The organism is Bradyrhizobium sp. SMVTL-02 (genome assembly GCF_051853005.1).
Lineage (GTDB): Bacteria > Pseudomonadota > Alphaproteobacteria > Rhizobiales > Xanthobacteraceae > Bradyrhizobium.
Genome location: NZ_CP182469.1, coordinates 808988 through 828010, shown reverse-complemented (window position 1 = coordinate 828010; position 19023 = coordinate 808988). Strand labels below are relative to the sequence as shown.

Here is a 19023-nt window from a genome sequence, read left to right as displayed (position 1 = left end):
GTCCCTGCAACGCGCTAGATTTGCAAGGGAAAATGATACCGGGCGCGTTGGCGTCCAGGGAGAAGCGCGCTCGCCATGCTGCACGACTGGGGCGTGATCGCCGCCGCCTTCGGCTATATCGGCTTCCTGTTCCTGGTGGCGAGCCATGGCGACCGCCGCTCGCCGGCCGGGCGCGGTCGTGCGTCCGGGCTGATCTATCCGCTGTCGCTGGCGATCTACTGCACCTCCTGGACCTTCTTCGGCTCGGTCGGCTTCGCCACGCGCACCTCGACCGACTTCCTCGCGATCTATGTCGGGCCGATCCTGATGATCGGGCTCGGCACAGGCGTGCTGCGCCGCGTGATCCAGCTCGCGAAAACCCACAACATCACGTCGATCGCCGACTTCATCGGCGCGCGCTACGGCAAGAGCCAGGCGGTGGCGGCGACCGTGGCGCTGATCGCGATCATAGGCTCGGTGCCCTACATCGCGCTCCAGCTCAAGGCGGTGGCCTCCTCGCTGGAGACGATCCTGAGCGAGGACCAGGCCTTTTCCCACATCCCGATCCTCGGTGACATGGCGTTGATGGTAACGCTGGCGATGGCGGCCTTCGCGGTGCTGTTCGGCACGCGGCAGACCGATGCGACCGAGCACCAGCACGGATTGATGCTGGCGGTGGCGACCGAATCGATCGTCAAGCTGGTCGCCTTCCTCGCCGCCGGCATCTTCGTCACCTTCTGGATGTTCTCGCCGCATGAACTGATCGAGCGCGCGATGAGGACGCCGGAGGCGGTGCGCACGATCAACTATTCGCCGTCGATCGGCAACTTCCTGACCATGACGCTGCTGTCGCTGTGCGCGGTCATGCTGCTGCCGCGCCAGTTCCACGTCAGCGTGGTGGAGAATTCCAGTGATGCCGAGGTCGGTCGCGCACGCTGGCTGTTCCCGCTCTACCTCGTCGCCATCAATCTGTTCGTGATCCCGATTGCGCTCGCCGGCCTCGTCACCTTCCCATTCGGCGCGGCCGACCCTGACATGTACGTGCTGGCGCTGCCGATGGAGGGCGGCGCGGATCTGCTCAGCGTTGCCGTCTTCGTCGGCGGCCTGTCGGCGGCGACCGCGATGGTGATCGTCGAGTGCGTCGCGCTCTCCATCATGGTCTCGAACGACCTCGTGGTGCCCCTGGTGCTGCAGCGGCGGCCGGAGGGACGCACCGGCGGCGCCGATTTCAGCGACTTCCTGCTGCGCTCGCGGCGCCTGGCGATCTTCACCATCATGGTGATGGCCTATTTCTACTATCGCGCGCTCGGCAACACCCAGCTCGCGGCGATCGGCCTGCTCTCCTTTGCCGCCATCGCCCAGCTCGCGCCGAGCTTCTTCGGTGGGCTGTTGTGGCGGCGCGCGACCGCGCGCGGCGCGATCGGCGGCATGCTGGTCGGCTTTGCGGTGTGGCTCTACACGCTGTTCATGCCGAGCTTCGTGGATTCCTCCACGACGGGCATCCTGTGGCTCCAGCACGGCCCGTTCGGAATCGAGGCGCTGCGGCCGCAGGCGCTGTTCGGCGCCGACCTGCCGCCGCTGATGCACGGCGTGATCTGGTCGCTGTCCCTCAACATCCTCACCTACGTGCTGCTCTCGCTGGCCCGGCGGCCGTCGTCGATCGAGCTGGTGCAGGCCGATCTGTTCGTGCCCAACACGCTCGCCCCGATCGCCCCGAATTTCCGCCGCTGGCGCACCACCGTCACGGTGCAGGACATCCAGACCACGGTGGCGCAATATCTCGGGCCCGACCGCGCCCGGCATTCTTTCGAAGCCTTCTCGGCGCGGCGCAATGTGCGGCTCGAGCCCGGAGCACCCGCCGATTTCGAGCTGTTGCAGCACGCCGAGCACCTGATCGCTTCGTCGATTGGCGCTGCGTCCTCGCGCCTCGTGATGTCGCTGCTGCTGCGCAAACGAACCGTCTCGGCCAAGGCCGCGCTGAAACTGCTCGACGATTCCCATGCGGCGCTGCATTTCAACCGCGAGATCCTCCAGACCGCGCTCAATCATGTGCGCCAGGGCATTGCGGTGTTCGACGCCGATCTGCAACTGATCTGCTCCAACCGGCAGTTCGGCGATCTCCTCAACGTCCCCCCGCATTTCATCCAGTTCGGCACGCCCTTGCGTGAAATCCTGGAATTCATGGGCGTAAGCGATCCCGACAATGAGGCGGAGCGGGAGGCGATGATCGAGCAGCGGCTCGTGGCCTACACCACCGACGGCGAGCCCTATCTCGAGCGCCTGCCGGAACGCCACATGGTGATCGAGGTGCTCACCAACCGCATGCCCGGCGGCGGCTTCGTCATCACCTTCACCGACGTCACACCGACCTTCGAGGCGGCGGAAGCGCTGGAGCGCGCCAACGCGACGCTGGAGAAGCGCGTGCGCGACCGCACCGAGGAGCTGACCCGGCTGAACTCGGAACTCGCGCTTGCCAAGAGCACGGCGGAAGATGCCAGCATCTCCAAGACGCGCTTCCTCGCCGCCGCCAGCCACGACATTCTGCAGCCGCTGAACGCCGCCCGGCTCTATGTCACGAGCCTGGTCGAGCGCCAGCACAATGGCGAGGAGACGCGGCTGGTCGAGAACATCGACGAATCGCTCCAGGCCATCGAGGAGATCCTCGGCGCGCTGCTGGACATCTCCCGGCTGGATGCTGGCGCGATGGCGACCTCGATCTCCAGCTTCAAGATGGCCGATCTGATGCGCTCGCTGGAGATCGAGTTCGCGCCGATCGCGCGGGCCAAGGGCCTCGATCTCGCCTTCGTGCCCTGCTCGCTGCCGGTGCAGTCGGATCGGCTGCTGCTGCGGCGCCTGCTCCAGAACCTGATTTCCAACGCGATCAAGTACACCCCGCGCGGCCGCGTGCTGGTCGGCTGCCGACGCCAGGGCGCCTCGCTCAAGATCTGCGTCTACGACACCGGCGTCGGCATCCCGCCGGTCAAGCGCGGCGAGATCTTCAAGGAATTCCACCGCCTGGAGCAAGGCGCGCGGATCGCGCGCGGCCTCGGCCTCGGCCTGTCGATCGTCGAACGGCTGGCGCGCGTGCTCAACCACGGCATCGCCATCGACTCCGCCGTCGGCGGCGGCTCGGTCTTCTCGGTGACAGTGCCGACCGCAAAAGCGATCACGCTCACCGCCGCCGTGACCAGCGCCACGCCGCTGGCGCGCACGCCGATCGCGGGTGCGCTGATCGTCTGCATCGAGAACGATGCCGCGATCCTCGACGGCATGCGTACGCTCCTGAAGGCCTGGGACGCCGAGGTGATCGCGGTCGCCGATCCCGAAGCCGCGATCGTCGCGATCGAGGCTGCCGGCAAGCGCGTCACCGGCCTGCTCGTCGACTATCACCTCGACCGCGGCAACGGCATCGCCGCGATCCGCGATATCCGCCGCCGTTTCGGCGACGCCATTCCAGCGATCCTGATCACCGCCGACCGCAGCCCCGCCGTGCAACAGGCCGCGCGCGAGGAAAAGATCGCCGTGCTCAACAAGCCCGTGAAGCCGGCCTCGCTCCGCGCCCTGCTCGGCCAGTGGCGCACGCAGCAGATGGTCGCGGCGGAATAGCGGCGAGAGAGCCGCGCATATGTCAGGTTCTGCGACCAAATCTACCCTTGTCGCGGTGTTGCGCCTCACTGCGAACAGCTGATCCGCGTGCAAATGCGTCGCACGCGGAGTTCGGCTGGCGGCTTCACACCGGCGTTCCAGGCCGTGATCGACTCGTTGCGGGCGGCCAACGTCTTGCCGGTGATAGCGTGCGGCAATGAAGGTCCGCAGACCAGCCGATCACCCGGCAACTACGCCAATGTCCTGTCCATCGGTGCGATGGACGTCCACAACAAGGTGCCGGACTTCTCCAGCAGTCAGCGTTTCAATCGCCCGATCAATCCGTTGTGCCCCGCCCTCGCCGCACCCGGGGTGGCTGTCACCTCTTGCGTTCCCGGCAACCGCTACGAGACGATGGATGGGACCTCGATGGCGACACCCCACATCGCCGGTCTCGCGGCGCTATTGTTGCAGGCTCGACCGGACGCAACGGCAAACCAGCTCGGGGGGCATCGAATGAGTGCTCAGGCACCGTCGGCCTCGATGACTGCCTTGGCAAAGGCCTGCGGTGCTTCCTGCGGCAAATTGTGGCCGATGCCGCCCGTGATCAGCCGAAACTCGTAGCGGCCGGAGAACTTCTTGGCATAGGTGCTGGGGTCGGGATGCGGCGCGCCGTTGGCGTCGCCTTCCATCGTGATCGTCGGCACGTCGATGACGGGAGCTGCCGCCAGCTTCTTTTCGAGCTCCTCATACTTCGTCTCGCCCTGGGCAAGCCCAAGCCGCCAGCGGTAATTGTGGATCGTGATCGCGACGTGATCCTTGTTGTCGAGCGCAACCGCGCTGCGGTTGAAGGTGGCGTCCTCGAACTTCCATTGCGGCGAGGCCAGCTTCCAGATCAGCTTGGCAAAATCGTGCGTGTATTTCTCGTAGCCGGCGCGACCGCGCTCGGTCGCGAAATAGAACTGGTACCACCATTGCAGCTCGGCCGACGGCGGCAGCGGCGCGCTGCCGGCGGCCTGGCTGGAGATCAGGTAGCCGCTGACCGACACCAGCGCGCGGCAGCGATCCGGCCACAGCGCGGCGATGATGTCGGCGGTGCGAGCGCCCCAGTCGAAGCCGGCGATGACGGCCTTCTTGATGTCGAGCTTGTCCATCAGCGCGATGACATCGACCGCCAATGCAGCAGGCTCGCCGTTGCGAAGCGTCTCGCTGGAGAGGAACTGCGTCGAGCCGTAGCCGCGGAGATAAGGGATGATCACGCGATAGCCGGCCTTCGCCAGGATCGGCGCAACGTCGACGAAGGCGTGAATGTCGTAGGGCCAGCCGTGCAGCAGGATCGCGACCGGCCCGTTCGACGGGCCAGCCTCCGCATAGCCGACATTGAGGACGCCGGCCTCGATCTGCTTGATCGCGCCAAAGGACGCATTCGATGCGGAGGCGCTTGGCGCTTCCGTTTCGGCGCGGGCAAGTTCAAGGACGCCGAGACCGACGGCGACCGTTCCGGCGGCGACGCCAAGGAACTTGCGGCGGTGCTGGTCGATGAGCTGCTTCATGTTGCTACCTCGTTGATGGTTGCCGTCCGGGTCACGAAAGTCCTCCTTGCCGTCGCGCAATTGACTATCAACGCCTGCCACGCAAGGCTCGTTTGGACTTGTGAGAAGTTGTGAGGCCGGCATGGAACTCGTTGAGCAAGGTGCGAAGCGATCGTCCTCCAGTGCACATCTCGAACAGCGGACGCACCTTCGACTTCTCGCGACGTTCTCCGCCCGAGGCTTGCTGTCGCTTCACGCGCTCTTGAAAAGGGCGCAGGGAAGGCCGGGTGCCGGCTGGCACCCACGGTCCGCTGTGCGCATGTAGCGCAAAAGAACTGCACAGCGGCATACAGGTGAAGCCGAACACACGGCCTTCCCCTGCCCAGTGGTTGGACGGCTTATGCCGTGCTCTCCCGGGAGCCGAGTTCCTTCTGGCCTCCCTTCGCCCCAACGAAATTCGCCGGCACCGCGCCGGTTGACGCGACAAGCTCGGCGGTCGGCGCGGAGCTTGGATATGGGCGAGCCGATGAGTAGACGCTCTACCCCGTCGGCGTGCCCTGCTTCCACTGGCCGCCGGCGATCTTCGCGGCGGCGATCACGGCTTGCGTCCGGCTCTCGACGCCGAGCTTTTGCAGGATCGCCGAGACATGCGCCTTGATGGTGGCTTCGGAGACGCCGAGCTCGTAGGCGATCTGCTTGTTGAGCAGTCCCTCGGACAGCATCATCAGGACCCGCACCTGCTGCGGGGTCAGCGTCACCAGGCGGTCGCGCAGGCGCGTCATGTCCGGATCGGCGGCGGCCGACAGGTCGGTGTCGGCGGGAACCCAGACGTCGCCTTCCATCACCTTGAGAATGGCGTCGCGCAGCGTCTCGACGCCGAACCGCTTGGGAATGAAGCCGGAGGCGCCGAAATCGAGCGAGCGTCGGATCGTGGCGCTGTCGTCGGAGGCCGATACGATCACCACCGGGACCGCCGGATATTGCGCACGCAGATAGATCAGGCCGGAGAAGCCCGAGATTCCGGGCATCGAGAGGTCGAGCAGAATCAGGTCGACATCGGAGGTCTGTTCCAGGAGCTTGGTCAGGTCCTCGAACGATCCGGCCTCGTCGATCCTGGCCGAGGTCAGGACGCTCGCCACAGCCTGCCGGAGCGCATCACGGAACAGGGGATGGTCATCGGCAATGACGAGATGGGTCGAGGGAGCGTTCATCGTTCTCTTGCTGTCGTTCGCGACCGGCCGGCGAGTCGCTGCCGCGGCAGGTCAATTCTTCCCTGCCCGGCCGTGGCATGCAAGTGCCCATTATCCCTTTGCTGCAAAGGGTTAATCCGCAAGCCTTCGTTGCCGTGCCCGCGCCCGATCCCGTGCAGTCGAGGGGCGCGTCAGTGCGCAAGGCCGAAAGTCGTATTGGGGCGGGTTTCACGCCGATGTTACCTTGCGGGCAAGACCTGGGTCGATCCGGCATGTCCGGACGCCCGGGGCGCGAGGAAACGCATTTCGGGGAGCGACCCAATATGTCGACAATGGCTGTGTCTCAGGCCGGCGCAGGAGGGATGACGAAGGACGAACGGTTCGTCATTCTCGCCTCCTCGCTCGGTACCGTGTTCGAGTGGTACGACTTTTACCTCTACGGTTCGCTCGCCTCGATCATCGGCGTGCAGTTCTTCTCGGATTATCCGCCGGCCACCCGCGACATCTTCGCGCTGCTGGCATTCGCGGCGGGCTTCCTGGTGCGTCCGTTCGGCGCGATCGTGTTCGGCCGTATCGGCGACATCGTCGGCCGCAAATACACCTTCCTCGTCACCATCCTGATCATGGGTCTTTCGACCTTCATCGTCGGCCTGCTGCCCAACGCGGCGACCATCGGCATCGCGGCCCCGATCATCCTGATCGCGCTGCGCCTCGCCCAGGGCCTGGCGCTCGGCGGCGAGTATGGCGGTGCGGCGACCTATGTCGCGGAGCACGCGCCGAACGGCAAGCGCGGCTACTACACCTCCTTCATCCAGACCACCGCAACGCTGGGTCTGTTCCTGTCGCTGCTGGTGATCCTGTTCACCCGCACCGCGACCGGCGAAGCCGAGTTCGCCAAGTGGGGCTGGCGAATCCCGTTCCTGGTGTCGGTCCTGCTGCTCGGCATCTCGGTCTGGATCCGGCTGCGCCTCAATGAATCGCCGATCTTCCAGAAGATGAAGGAAGAGGGAAAGAGCTCGAAGGCGCCGCTGACGGAAGCCTTCGGCAACTGGCAGAACGGCAAGCTCGTGCTGCTCGCCCTGCTCGGCGGCACCATGGGCCAGGGCGTGGTCTGGTACACAGGGCAGTTCTACGCGCTGTTCTTCCTGCAATCGATCCTGAAGGTCGACGGCTATACCGCCAACCTGCTGATCGCCTGGTCGCTGTTGTTCGGCACCGGCTTCTTCATCGTGTTCGGTGTCCTGTCCGACAAGATCGGCCGCAAGCCGATCATCCTCGGCGGCTGCCTGATCGCGGCGCTGACCTTCTTCCCGATCTTCAAGATGATCACCACCAACGCCAACCCGGCGCTGGAAAAGGCGATCGAGTCGGTCAAGGTCGAGGTGGTGGCGGATCCCGCAGGCTGCGGCGACCTGTTCAACCCGGTCGGCACCCGCGTCTTCACCGCGCCTTGCGACACCGCACGCGCCTTCCTGTCGCAGTCGTCGGTCAAGTACACGACCACTCCGGCCCCGGCCGGCTCCGCCGTGAAGGTGGTGGTCAACGGCAAGGAAGTTCCGTACACGAACGCCAAGGACAGCAACCCCGCCGTTCTCGCCGCGGTGCAGGGGGCTGGTTATCCCAAGGCCGGCGATGCGGGCATCGTGAAGATGGCGCATCCGTTCGACATCTTCCGCCCGCAGGTCGCAGCCATCATCGGCCTGCTGTTCATCCTGGTGATCTTCGTCACCATGGTCTACGGACCAATCGCGGCGATGCTGGTCGAATTGTTTCCGACCCGCATCCGCTACACCTCGATGTCGCTGCCCTACCACATCGGCAATGGCTGGTTCGGCGGCCTCCTGCCCGCCACCGCCTTCGCCATCGTGGCCTCGACCGGCGACATCTATGCCGGCCTCTGGTACCCGATCATTTTCGCTGCGATCACCGTGGTCATCGGCTTCCTCTTCGTGCCGGAGACCAAGGACGTCGACATCAAGGCGACCTGATCGAAGCCAGCGAACCCCAACGAGACCAACCGGCCGCGCTCTCCGCGGCCGGTTTTGTTTTGGATGTCGCGGCGCGTCTTCTTCACGCGAGCGGTATCCGCTTCGCTCGAAAACGCCCTACCGGTTGCTGCCGATGAATTGCAGCACCACCTCGCGCCGGTGCGGGCGGGCGCGGTGCTCGACCAGATAGATGGCCTGCCAGGTACCGAGCGCAAGCCTGCCGTTCAGGACCGGGACCTGCAGCGAGGTCTGCGTCAGCATGGTCTTGATGTGCGCGGGCATGTCGTCCGGTCCCTCGGTATCGTGCGTCCAACCCGCATCCTCCGGCGCCAGCCGGGACAGCGCGGTGGTGAGATCGACCAGCACCGAGGGATCGGCATTCTCCTGGAAGGTCAGCGACGCCGAGGTGTGACGGATGAACAGTGTCAACGAGCCCTCGCCTGCGCGCACCTCGGCGACGAATTTTGCGGCTTCGCTGGTGAGGTCGGTGAAGCCGCGGCCGGGGGTCTGTACGGTGAGCAGCGACGACGAGATAGTGGTGGCTTGCACCGTCGATGGCGCCGAGCGGGTTACGGATTTGGCTGATGTCATAGAGGGCCTCGTAACGTCGTCCCGGCCTAGTGCCCAATTGCGTACGGGAGCCCGGGCCCATTACCCCGAATGCGCGTGACGGCGAAAGGTGGCAACGCGCATCGAGAAGGAACCGACGGGCCGCGGCGTATGGGTCCTGGCTTGTCGCCGGAACGACAATTCAAATCTTCCCCGACACGTCCTTTTGCACCCGGTTGGCCATGTCGATCAGCCGACGCCACGCCTTTTCCAGGAACGACATCACGCGATCAAGGTCCTGATCGCTGGGCAGCGGGATCTCGATCTTGCGCTCGCCTTCGGCGGCCTTGGGCTCTGCCTTTTTCAGCGGATCGGATTTCGGCAGTGGCTCCTCGATCTTGCCCGACACGGTCGGCCCGGCCGCGAGCTGGCCCTTCAACTTCTCGACCTCAGCCTGGAGCCGGCCGATCTCGGCATCGAACGCGGCGCGCTCGTCGGGCACCGCGTAGCAGGCCCAGCCGGTCCCATTCCTGGTGCAGGTCGACATCGTTCCCGTGCGGGTGTCGAGCCGCAGCACCCCCTCGGGGATCGGCGTCATTGTGTAGCGGCCGTTTTCACCGTCGGGCGCCGATTGCGCGGCCACAAGGCTGCCGCTGACCATCACGGCGGCGAACGACGCCGCGAGCCATGATGCTGTGGATGACCTCACTGATCTCATCGCGCTCTCCGCTACCACGCGCGGGTGGCACCTCCGCAATTCTACACCGCGGCGCGGCGATCTGCCGCCAAAAACACCCGCCCGAAATCAACAATCGCGCCAGCCCGTTTGATCCCGGCAGCGCGGCGAAATGGCGACGACGTCCACCGATCAAGAGGAGACCTGCTGCGGTGCGGCGTCACGCTGTGCGCAGCGCTGCCGCGCGCGGCGATATCGTCAAGTAAATCAGATACATAACAGAAAGCGACGCAATCGTGACTTGGCTTGACTTGATTATGGGCCATCAGTATGGTCCGCGCGGCTTTTGAGGGTGGCGGGCGTAATTTCCATTCAGCCGGTGCGTTTCGGGTCTTCGTTGCATGACACAGGGCACGGGACACGGCGGGAATGGAGATCGCGATAGATCGCCCGAGGAAGCTGCGCTTTCCGAACGGCTCGGAAATCTTGATCAGCGGTTGTCCGAACTTCGCGACCGCCGCCCCAAGACCGAGCAACCCGCAGGTGACGGTGAGGACAGAGCGGCCAGAGCCTCGGCGATGGCGCTTGGTTTCCGGTTATCCTCGGAGTTGGTCGCCGGTGTCGCTGTCGGGGCGGGGATTGGCTGGGGGTTCGACCGCTTGCTGTCGACGTCGCCTTTCGGATTCATCGTGTTCCTGCTGCTGGGCTTCGTGGCCGGCGTGGTGAATGTGGTGAGATCGGCAGGCGCGGGTCAAAACAGGCGCGGTGGCTCGTAAGGCGATCCGCACAGGAGAGGAATGATCGTGCCGGCCTTGCCGGTACGGGCCGGCCCGGCCGGCAGACCGAGACCCGCCGGCATTGCCCGGCAGACCAAGAGATGCCGCGCCGATGAAAATCGATCCGATCCACCAGTTCAACATCGAGCCTCTCTTCACGATCGGCCATATCGGCAATCAGACGATCGCCTTCACCAATTCATCGCTCTACATGCTGGTGGCAGTTGCGATCATCTCGCTCCTGATGCTCGCCAGCGGCTCGCAGCTCATTCCCGGGCGCCTGCAGTCGGTCGCCGAAATCTCCTACGAGTTCGTCGCCTCGACCATCCGTTCGACGGCCGGCGCGGAAGGCATGAAGTTCTTCCCGCTGATCTTCTCGCTGTTCATGTTCATCTGCGTCTCGAACCTGGTCGGCATCATCCCGTACACCTTCACGGTGTCGAGCCACCTGATCGTCACCGTCGGACTGGCGCTGCTGGTGTTCTTCACCGTGCTGATCTACGGCGTGGCCAAGAACGGCCTGAAATTCTTCTCGATTTTCGTTCCTCACGGCGTCCCCGGCTACATCCTGCCGCTGGTCATGTTCATCGAGATCCTGTCGTTCTTCCTGCGGCCGGTCTCGCACAGCATTCGCCTATTCGCCAACATGCTGGCCGGCCACATCGCGCTGAAGGTGTTCGCGGGCTTCGTCGCCATGCTGGGCTTCTCGCTCGGCGCCATCGGCTGGGTCGGCGGCGTGCTGCCGCTGGCGCTCACGATCGCGCTGTACGCGCTCGAGATTCTGGTCGCGTTCCTGCAAGCCTATGTGTTTGCGATCCTGACCTGCATCTACCTCAACGACGCCATTCATCCGGGACACTGAGCGGTCCGGGGAATTTCCACCCACAACTCAATCTTTCTTCCAAGGAGTCTAAAATGGATCCGGCAGCAGCAAAACTTATCGGCGCGGGCATCGCGTGCATCGGCATGGGCGGTGCGGGCGTCGGCGTGGGCGTGATCTTCGGCAACTACCTCGCCGCAGCGGTCCGCAATCCGTCGGCCGCTCAGGGCCAGTTCGGCAACCTGATCTTCGGCTTCGCCGTGACCGAAGCGCTCGGCATCTTCTCGCTGCTGATCGCGCTGCTTTTGCTGTTCGTTTTCTAAGGACGACTTCTTTCGCGCCGCTTCATCCGAAGCGGCGCGTGACAGCAACAGGAGTACTCCATGGCCGAGAGTCATGGCGGGGCAAAAAGTCCGGCGGCGGGCGCTCACACCGAAGCCGATGGCGGTCATCACGGCGGCGGTTTTCCGCCGTTCGAGAGCAGCACTTTTGCTTCGCAGCTGGTGTCGCTCGCGATCTTCTTCGTATTGCTCTACGTGATCGTGTCCAAGCTCGCTCTGCCGAAGGTCGGCGGTGCGATCGAGGCGCGCCAGAACAAGATCGACGGTGACCTCGCCGAAGCGCAGAAGCTGAAGGACCAGTCCGAGGCGGCGCTGAAGGCCTATGAGGGCGAGCTCGCTGCGGCGCGTTCGCGCGCGCAGGCGATCGCCAGCGAATCCCGCGACAAGGCGAATGCGCAGGCGGATGCCGAGCGCAAGGTGCTGGAAGAGCAGCTGGCGGCCAAGCTCGCCGAGGCGGAGAAGACCATCGCCTCGACCCGCACGACCGCCATGAGCAACGTCCGCGGCATCGCGGCCGATGCGGCAGGCCAGATCGTGCAGCAGCTCACCGGAGTCGTTCCGGATGCGGCGTCGGTCAATGCCGCCGTTGATGCGTCCTTGAAGGGTTAGCCACAGATGTTCTTCGATCCTGAAACCTGGGTCGCCATCGCCTTCGTGATCCTGATGGTCGTGTTCGGCTATCTCGGGGTGTTCAAGTCGGCGATGACCGCGCTCGATCATCGCGCTGAGCGCATCAAGGCCGAGCTCGACGACGCGGCGCGTCTCAAGCAGGAAGCGGCCAAGGTGCTCGCCGACTACAAGGCGCGCAGCGCCACGGCCGAGCGCGAGGCTGCCGACATCATCGCCAACGCCAAGGCCGAAGCCGATCGCATCGCGGCCGACGCCAAGGCGAAGATGGAAGATTTCGTCGCCCGCCGCACCAAGACCGCGGAGAGCAAGATCGCGCTCGCCGAGGCCCAGGCGCTGGCCGATGTCCGCGCCGCAGCCGCGGAGGCCGCCGTCCAGGCCGCTTCCACGATCCTGTCGCAATCGGTCAAGGGCCAGGCCGCCGACGACCTGCTCGCCAAGGGCATCAACGAAGTCAGGCAGAAGCTGAACTGAGGCCCTTGCCTTCATCAATCAAAAAAGCCGGCGCGCGAGCGCCGGCTTTTTTTGTCCGATAGTCCTCCCGCAACCCACCTCACTCGTAGTCCACCTTCATCAGATACAGCCCGTCCGGCGGCGCGACGATGCCGCAGGCGGTGCGGTTGCGGGCGGCGAGGGCTGCAGAGAGATCGTCCGCGGTCCAGCGGCCCTCGCCCACCCAGACCAGCGATCCCACCATCGAGCGCACCTGGCTGTGCAGGAACGAGCGCGCCGAGGTGATGACGATGATCTCGCGGCCGTCGCGAATCACATCGAGCTGGTCGAGCGTCTTCTCCGGCGATTTGGCCTGGCACTCGGTGTCGCGGAAGGTGGTGAAATCGTGCTTGCCGAGCAGCCGCTGCGCCGCCGCGTGCATGGCCTCGGCATCGAGCTTGCGCGGCACGCGCCAGGCATGGCCGGCGTCGAGCGCGAGATTGGCGCGGGTGTTGACGATGCGGTAGCGGTAGTGGCGCTTGACTGCCGAAAAGCGCGCCTCGAACGTATCGGGCACGATCTCGGCCTCGAGCACCCCAATCGGATGCGGACGCAGATGCGCATTGAGCCCGTCGCGAAAGCGGCCGGGCGGAAACTGCTTCTCGACGTCGACATGCGCGACCTGGCCGCGCGCATGCACGCCGGCATCGGTGCGGCCAGCGCCATGCACCCGCAGATCCGCGCCGGTCATCGCCTTCACCGCCGCTTCCAGCGCACCCTGCACCGACGGCAGCGTGTCCTGCACCTGCCAGCCGAAGAACGGCGCGCCGTCATATTCGATGGTGAGCTTGTAGCGCGGCATCAGGCCAGCCGCATCGGCGGCTTCACAGGTACGCCGCGCAGGAAGTCCGCGGCCTGCATCCGGCCCTTGCCCTCGCGCTGAAGCTCGAGAATGCGGATCGCGCCCTCACCGCAGGCGATCGTGAGCTGATCGTCCAGCACTTCTCCCGGCTCGCCCGATCCCTCCGCCAGCTCGCAGCGCAGGATCTTGACGCGTGCATTTTCGAGCTCGGCCCAGGCCCCGGGGAACGGCGACAGACCGTGGATGTGGCGCAGCACCGCATGCGCGGGCTTGCTCCAGTCGATCCGCGCCTCGGCCTTGTCGATCTTGGCGGCGTAGGTGACGCCGTCCTCGCTCTGCTGTTTCAGCTGGAGCCCGCCGCGTTCGAGCGCGGCCATGGCGCGGACCATCAGGTCGGCGCCGAGGCGCGAGAGACGGTCATGCAGGTCGCGCGCGGTCATGGTGTCGGTGATCGGAAGGCGCTCGGCCATGGCGACATCGCCGGTGTCGAGGCCGACATCCATCTTCATCACCATGACGCCGCTCTCGGCATCGCCTGCCATGATCGCGCGATTGACGGGGGCGGCGCCGCGCCAGCGCGGCAACAGCGACGCGTGCAGATTGTAGCAGCCGAGCTTCGGCGCATCGAGGATCGCCTGCGGCAGGATCATGCCATAGGCGACGACCACGGCCGCGTCGGCGTCGAAAGCGCGAAACTCCTCGAGCGCTTCCGGAGTCTTCAGCGTCTTCGGCGTCAACACGGCAATACCGAGTTTTCGCGCGGCTTCTTCAACCGGGGTAGGCTGCAATTGCAGGCCGCGCCGCCCGCCGGGCTTCGGCGCACGGGTGTAGACCGCCACGATCTCGTGGCCATGCGCGACCAGCTCGAGCAGCGTCGGCACGGAGAAATCGGGCGTGCCCATGAAGATGAGGCGGAGGGGCATGACAAGGACCCAGGTGCATTCCCTCCCCCCTTGTGGGGGAGGGTTAGGGAGGGGGTGCCACACGACGCGCTCTCACGATTTGAGCGCGGATCGGTTCTTCGCCCCAGTTAAACCATTTGCTGGGCTGCCCCCCTCCCCTGCCCTCCCCCACAAGGGGGAGGGAGCAGAGTAGGGCGTGTGGCAGAACCGATCGGCTGCAATTCACTCGCCCGCGCGCTTGGCGGCTTTCTCGAACTTCTTCATCACACGGTCGCGCTTGAGCTTCGACAGATAGTCGACGAACAAGACGCCGTTGAGGTGGTCGATCTCGTGCTGGATGCAGGTGGCGTAGAGGCCCTCGGCGTCCTCCTCGTGCACCTTGCCGTCGAGATCGGTGAAGCGCACGCGCACCTTCGCGGGACGCTCGACCTCCTCGTAATATTCGGGAATCGACAGGCAGCCCTCCTCGTAGACCGACAGCTCCTCCGAGGAAGCCAGGATCTCCGGATTGATGAAGACGCGCGGCTCGTGCTTGGTCTCGCCGTTCTCATCGCGCTTGGCGAGATCCATGGTGATCAGCCGCAGCGGCTGCGCGACCTGGATCGCCGCAAGGCCAATGCCGGGCGCGTCATACATGGTCTCGAACATGTCGTCGGCGAGCTTGCGGATCTCCGAGGTGACCTTCTCGATCGGCTTGGAGACCAGGCGCAGCTGCTTGTCGGGCAGGATGATGATTTCTCGTAGGGCCATGGCCGCGATTTAAGCCGCGCGCCGGATGCGGTCAATGCGGCGAGGAACCCCGTTAACCCTCCGCTAACCATAAAACTTCAGGTTTCGTTAACCATAAGAATTCAGGGACCATCAACCGACGACGTTCCCCCTTCGTTCGCACCTCACCGCGAATCGGTTAGAACAGCAGGCATGAATGAGATCATTGTCATGCTCGGCGACTTGCCGGTGCGCACCATCGATGTGCTGATCGGTTTCGGCGCGCTCGTCCTCATCCTGCTGGTTGTGATCGCGGTCGTGATCGCACGCTCGGGACGGCGCGGCGCGGAACTCGCCATGGCGCACGCGATCCGGGCCGACGAGCTCGAGGAACGCCTCGCCCAGGTGCTGCGCGCCCAGAGCGAGGCCTCGGGCCGGGTCGACGCCATGACCCAGGCGCTGGCCGGCCGGCAGGCCGAGATGGCTCGGGCCGTCAACGAGCGGCTGGATTCGGTGACCCACCGCGTCGGCCAGTCCATGGAACATTCGACCCGCAACACCATGGAGAGCCTGCGCGCCCTGCATGAGCGGCTCGGCATCATCGACAACGCGCACAAGAACCTCACCGACCTCACCACGCAGGTGACGACCCTGCGCGACGTGCTCGCCAACAAGCAGTCGCGCGGCGCCTTCGGCCAGGCCCGCATGGAGGCGATCGTCCAGGACGGCCTTCCCAAGGGCTCCTACGAGTTCCAGTTCACGCTCTCGACCGGAAAAAGGCCCGACTGCGTCGTGTTCCTCCCCGACCAGCGCCCGCTCTGCATCGACGCCAAATTCCCGCTGGAGGCCATGACGGCGCTGCACGATGCCCGCACCGACGAGGAGCGGCGCGTGGCCACGCAGCGGCTGCGCGGCGACGTGATGAAGCATGTCAGCGACATCGCCGAAAAATACCTCGTCACCGGCGAGACCCAGGAGATGGCGCTGATGTTCGTGCCGTCGGAATCCGTCTACGCGGAGATTCACGACGGCTTCGACGACGTGATCCAGAAGGCCTATCGCGCCCGCGTGGTGCTGGTGTCGCCCTCGCTGCTGATGCTCGCGATCCAGGTGATGCAGCAGATCATGAAGGACGCGCGCATGCGCGATGCCGCCGACCAGATCCAGACCGAGGTGATCAAGCTCGGCGACGATCTCGGCCGCCTGCGCGATCGCGTGGTCAAACTGCAGAAGCATTTTTCCGACGCGAACGAGGACGTCCGCCAGATCCTGATCTCCGCCGACAAGATCGAAAAGCGCGCAGGGAGAATCGAGGAGCTCGATTTCAGCAAGACCGACGCGGCGGAAGGGCCGAGGCTGGTGGCGACGGCCGCGCCGGAACTGTTTCCAAGGAAGCTCCAGGCGGGGGAGTGAATTTAAGGCACACTGTCGTCGCCCGGCTCGACCGGGTGACGACAGCTCACCTGTAGGGCCAGAATCTGCTAACACCCCCCCATGACCGCTCCCGACGCGACCTCCTCCGCCGCGACTGCCGCCCCTGGGCCCTCCTGGCGGGAGAGCCTGGCCGTGTACCTGCAACCGCGGGTGCTGATCGTGCTGTTCCTCGGCTTCTCCTCCGGCCTGCCGCTGGCGCTGTCGGGATCGACGCTGCTGGTGTGGATGCGCGAAGCCGGGGTCGACCTCAAGACCATCGGGCTGTTCGCGCTGGTCGGCACGCCCTACACGCTGAAGTTCCTGTGGGCGCCGCTGGTGGATGCGCTGCATGTGCCGCTGTTCACCCGCGCGTTCGGGCGGCGGCGCGGCTGGCTGGTGTTCTCGCAGCTGCTGCTGATCGTCGCGATCGTGCTGCTGGCGATGACCGACCCCGCTCGCTCGCCATTCTATGTTGCACTGGGCGCGCTGCTGGTAGCGACGACGTCCTCGACGCAGGACATCGTTGTCGATGCCTTCCGCGTCGAGAGCCTGCCGGAGAGCGAGCAAGCCGCCGGCATGGCGGCTTACGTCGCAGCCTATCGCATCGGCATGCTGGTCTCGACCGCGGGTGCGCTGTTCATCGTCTCGGGTTTCGAGGGCAACGGCATCCCGCGACCATCGGCGTGGATGTGGGGCTATGTGGTGATGGCGGCGATGGTGCTGATCGGGACGATCACGGCGCTGGTCGCGACCGAGCCCGAACAATCAGTGCGGGCCGAGGCCGCGACGCAAGAAGAGACTGCGTTCACGCGCGTGCTGCATGCGGCGATCGGCGCCTTCTCGGAGTTCCTGACGCGCAAGGACGCGCTCGCGGCACTCGCTTTCGTGGTGCTGTTCAAGTTCACCGACGCCTTCTCGGGCACGATGACGGCGCCGTTCGTGATCGACCTCGGCTTCACCCGCAACGACTATGCGGCGATCGTCAAGGGCGTGGGCCTCGCCGCAACCCTGATCGGCGGGTTCGCCGGCGGGTTCGTGGCGCGGCGCTATTCGCTGGCGACATCGCTCTGGATCGGCGGTGTGGTGCAGGCGCTCGCCAATCTGTCCTTCTCCTGGCTCGCCGTGGTCGGCACCAACCAATGGGCGCTGGCGCTCGCCATCTGCGCCGAGAATTTCACCAGCGCGATCGGTACCGTGATCTTCGTCGCCTATCTCTCGGCGCTGTGCCAGAATCCGCTGCACACGGCGACGCAATATGCGCTGCTCACCGCGCTCGCGGCGGTGGGGCGGACGTATCTGTCATCGAGCGCAGGCTATGTCGCGGAGACGACGGGGTGGCCGCTGTTCTTCGTCATCTGCGTGCTGGTGGCGATCCCGAGCCTGATGCTGCTGGCCTACTTGCAGAAGCGCGGGCATTTCGAGGCGCTGGGGCCGGTGCGGGTGTGAGCTGACGCTCCGACCACCGACATTGCGAGCGAAGCGAAGCAATTCAGACTGCCCTGGGCGGAAACGGCCTGGATTGCTTCGTCGCAAGGGCTCCTCGCAATGACGGCCGAGGGAGTGGCGCGCCCCCTACTGCTTCTTGATCAGGCTCCACTTCGTGATCACGGCCTCGCTCATCTGGCCGGGATCGCTGGCGCAGGCGACCTCGTCGACCTTGACCGAGATCTCCTTGCCGACGAACGACTTCAACTGCGCGGCCTGCGCGTCGCTGGCGGTGACGAGCTGGAAGGTTTCGGGGCCGGTTTCGAGATTGCACAGCCCGCCCGGCGCCGGCAACCGGCGCGGTTCGGAGGTGATCTGGTAGGTCGCGATCCGCTTGCCCGCGTTCTTCACGTCGCGCACTTTCAATGCGGTCAGTTCTCCCGAGAGCACGTCACCGGTGTTGATCGGCTTGCCGGGCTTGGGGGCCGGCGGCGCCGCATCGTCCTGCTGCGCGGAGATCGCCGGGGTCACCAGCAGGAGCATCGTCGCGGCCAAAGCCAACCGTGTGGCGAAGAGTTTCGTCATGTCGTCCGTTCCGTCAGATCTGCAGGATAGCTAGAACAGGGTCCGCTGCCGCATGGCGGCCGATAGCGTACCTTCATCGAGATAATCAAGCTCGCCACCGACCGGCACACCATGCGCGAGTCGGGTTACTTTGACGTTGGCGTCCTGAAGCAGGTCGGTGATGTAGTGCGCCGTGGTCTGGCCGTCCACCGTCGCATTCAGCGCCAGGATGATTTCGTGCACCTCGGCAGCATGCGCGCGCGCGACCAGCGCGTCGATCGTGAGGTCCTGCGGGCCGACACCGTCGAGCGGCGACAATGTCGCACCCAGCACATGATAGCGCCCCTGGGTCGCATTGGCCCGTTCCAGCGCCCAGAGATCGGCAACGTCGGCGACGACGACGATGATCGCGGGATCACGTTTCGGATCGGTGCAGACCGTGCAGGGATTTTGCGTATCGATATTGCCGCAGGTCTTGCAGACCTGGACCTTGTCCAGCGCGACCTGAAGGGCCGACGACAGCGGCATCATCAGCGCTTCGCGCTTCTTGATCAGATGCAGCGCGGCGCGCCGCGCCGAGCGCGGACCGAGGCCCGGCAGCCGTGCGAGAAGCTGGACCAGCCGCTCGATCTCGGGGCCCGCAACCGCACCCAT

20 protein-coding genes are annotated in these 19023 nt (G+C 65.3%); 10 read left to right on the top strand and 10 right to left on the bottom strand.

Annotation, left to right across the window (positions count from 1 at the left end):
- The first annotated feature begins 75 nt into the window (after positions 1-75).
- Positions 76-3585 carry a PAS domain-containing hybrid sensor histidine kinase/response regulator gene (locus tag ACNJYB_RS03945; protein WP_439372794.1) on the top strand — a complete coding sequence of 1170 codons (3510 nt, stop codon included), beginning with the start codon at positions 76-78 and terminating at the stop codon, positions 3583-3585.
- 93 nt (positions 3586-3678) lie between these two features.
- The gene (locus ACNJYB_RS03940; protein ID WP_439372793.1) at positions 3679-4188 is read left to right on the top strand and encodes a S8 family peptidase; all 510 of its coding nucleotides are present in this window, start codon (positions 3679-3681) and stop codon (positions 4186-4188) included.
- Here the strand turns inward: ACNJYB_RS03940 and ACNJYB_RS03935 are convergent.
- Positions 4089-5117 carry an alpha/beta fold hydrolase gene (locus ACNJYB_RS03935; protein WP_439372792.1) on the bottom strand — a complete coding sequence of 343 codons (1029 nt, stop codon included), beginning with the start codon at positions 5115-5117 and terminating at the stop codon, positions 4089-4091. The genes ACNJYB_RS03940 and ACNJYB_RS03935 overlap by 100 nt on opposite strands.
- A 518-nt stretch (positions 5118-5635) precedes the next feature.
- Positions 5636-6307 (bottom strand): response regulator, encoded by a 672-nt coding sequence (locus tag ACNJYB_RS03930; RefSeq protein WP_018643430.1) that lies wholly within the window; start codon positions 6305-6307, stop codon positions 5636-5638.
- 341 nt (positions 6308-6648) lie between these two features.
- Here ACNJYB_RS03930 and ACNJYB_RS03925 point away from each other — a divergent pair, with 341 nt between their 5' ends.
- Positions 6649-8274, top strand: a complete 1626-nt coding sequence (locus ACNJYB_RS03925; protein WP_439372791.1) for an MFS transporter — start codon at positions 6649-6651, stop codon at positions 8272-8274.
- A 117-nt stretch (positions 8275-8391) separates the two neighbouring features.
- Here the strand turns inward: ACNJYB_RS03925 and ACNJYB_RS03920 are convergent, their stop codons facing one another.
- From ACNJYB_RS03920 to ACNJYB_RS03910, 3 genes are all read right to left on the bottom strand, one after another.
- Positions 8392-8865 carry a secondary thiamine-phosphate synthase enzyme YjbQ gene (locus ACNJYB_RS03920; protein ID WP_439372790.1) on the bottom strand — a complete coding sequence of 158 codons (474 nt, stop codon included), beginning with the start codon at positions 8863-8865 and terminating at the stop codon, positions 8392-8394.
- Positions 8866-9025: 160 nt separating this feature from the next.
- Positions 9026-9541 carry a hypothetical protein gene (locus ACNJYB_RS03915; protein WP_439372789.1) on the bottom strand — a complete coding sequence of 172 codons (516 nt, stop codon included), beginning with the start codon at positions 9539-9541 and terminating at the stop codon, positions 9026-9028.
- A 41-nt stretch (positions 9542-9582) separates the two neighbouring features.
- Entirely contained in the window at positions 9583-9825 is a 243-nt protein-coding gene (locus tag ACNJYB_RS03910; protein WP_439372788.1) for a hypothetical protein, read from the bottom strand.
- 75 nt (positions 9826-9900) lie between these two features.
- On the opposite strand from ACNJYB_RS03910, the gene ACNJYB_RS03905 reads away from it, so the two are divergent.
- The 5 genes from ACNJYB_RS03905 to ACNJYB_RS03885 all read left to right on the top strand — a co-directional run bounded on the left by ACNJYB_RS03905 (position 9901) and on the right by ACNJYB_RS03885 (position 12537).
- A complete protein-coding gene (locus tag ACNJYB_RS03905; RefSeq protein WP_439372787.1) occupies positions 9901-10275 on the top strand; it encodes an AtpZ/AtpI family protein in 375 nt (124 codons plus the stop codon).
- Between the two features lie 112 nt (positions 10276-10387).
- Positions 10388-11137 carry a F0F1 ATP synthase subunit A gene (locus ACNJYB_RS03900; RefSeq protein ID WP_439372786.1) on the top strand — a complete coding sequence of 250 codons (750 nt, stop codon included), beginning with the start codon at positions 10388-10390 and terminating at the stop codon, positions 11135-11137.
- A gap of 53 nt (positions 11138-11190) precedes the next feature.
- The gene (locus ACNJYB_RS03895) at positions 11191-11418 is read left to right on the top strand and encodes a F0F1 ATP synthase subunit C (RefSeq protein WP_018643436.1); all 228 of its coding nucleotides are present in this window, start codon (positions 11191-11193) and stop codon (positions 11416-11418) included.
- A 60-nt stretch (positions 11419-11478) separates the two neighbouring features.
- A complete protein-coding gene (locus ACNJYB_RS03890; RefSeq protein ID WP_439372785.1) occupies positions 11479-12045 on the top strand; it encodes a F0F1 ATP synthase subunit B family protein in 567 nt (188 codons plus the stop codon).
- A 6-nt stretch (positions 12046-12051) separates the two neighbouring features.
- A complete protein-coding gene (locus ACNJYB_RS03885) occupies positions 12052-12537 on the top strand; it encodes a F0F1 ATP synthase subunit B family protein (protein WP_439372784.1) in 486 nt (161 codons plus the stop codon).
- A gap of 79 nt (positions 12538-12616) precedes the next feature.
- On the opposite strand, the gene truA is transcribed toward ACNJYB_RS03885, so the two are convergent.
- From truA to def, 3 genes are all read right to left on the bottom strand, one after another.
- A complete protein-coding gene (gene truA / locus ACNJYB_RS03880; protein ID WP_439372783.1) occupies positions 12617-13357 on the bottom strand; it encodes a tRNA pseudouridine(38-40) synthase TruA in 741 nt (246 codons plus the stop codon).
- Complete coding sequence (fmt, locus tag ACNJYB_RS03875) at positions 13357-14280, bottom strand: methionyl-tRNA formyltransferase (RefSeq protein ID WP_439372782.1); 924 nt, start codon at positions 14278-14280, stop codon at positions 13357-13359. Before fmt ends, truA begins: the two co-directional genes overlap by 1 nt.
- A gap of 201 nt (positions 14281-14481) precedes the next feature.
- A complete protein-coding gene (def, locus tag ACNJYB_RS03870) occupies positions 14482-15009 on the bottom strand; it encodes a peptide deformylase (RefSeq protein WP_439372781.1) in 528 nt (175 codons plus the stop codon).
- A 171-nt stretch (positions 15010-15180) separates the two neighbouring features.
- Here def and ACNJYB_RS03865 point away from each other — a divergent pair, with 171 nt between their 5' ends.
- Both ACNJYB_RS03865 and ACNJYB_RS03860 read left to right on the top strand, forming a co-directional pair.
- Positions 15181-16380 carry a DNA recombination protein RmuC gene (locus tag ACNJYB_RS03865; protein WP_439372780.1) on the top strand — a complete coding sequence of 400 codons (1200 nt, stop codon included), beginning with the start codon at positions 15181-15183 and terminating at the stop codon, positions 16378-16380.
- Positions 16381-16461: 81 nt separating this feature from the next.
- Positions 16462-17826 (top strand): AmpG family muropeptide MFS transporter, encoded by a 1365-nt coding sequence (locus tag ACNJYB_RS03860; RefSeq protein ID WP_439372779.1) that lies wholly within the window; start codon positions 16462-16464, stop codon positions 17824-17826.
- A gap of 126 nt (positions 17827-17952) precedes the next feature.
- On the opposite strand, the gene ACNJYB_RS03855 is transcribed toward ACNJYB_RS03860, so the two are convergent.
- Together ACNJYB_RS03855 and recR are read right to left on the bottom strand one after the other, a co-directional pair.
- Positions 17953-18390 carry a hypothetical protein gene (locus tag ACNJYB_RS03855; RefSeq protein ID WP_439372778.1) on the bottom strand — a complete coding sequence of 146 codons (438 nt, stop codon included), beginning with the start codon at positions 18388-18390 and terminating at the stop codon, positions 17953-17955.
- Between the two features lie 30 nt (positions 18391-18420).
- Positions 18421-19023: a recombination mediator RecR gene (gene recR / locus ACNJYB_RS03850; protein WP_027561562.1), complete on the bottom strand. Its 603-nt coding sequence runs from the start codon at positions 19021-19023 to the stop codon at positions 18421-18423.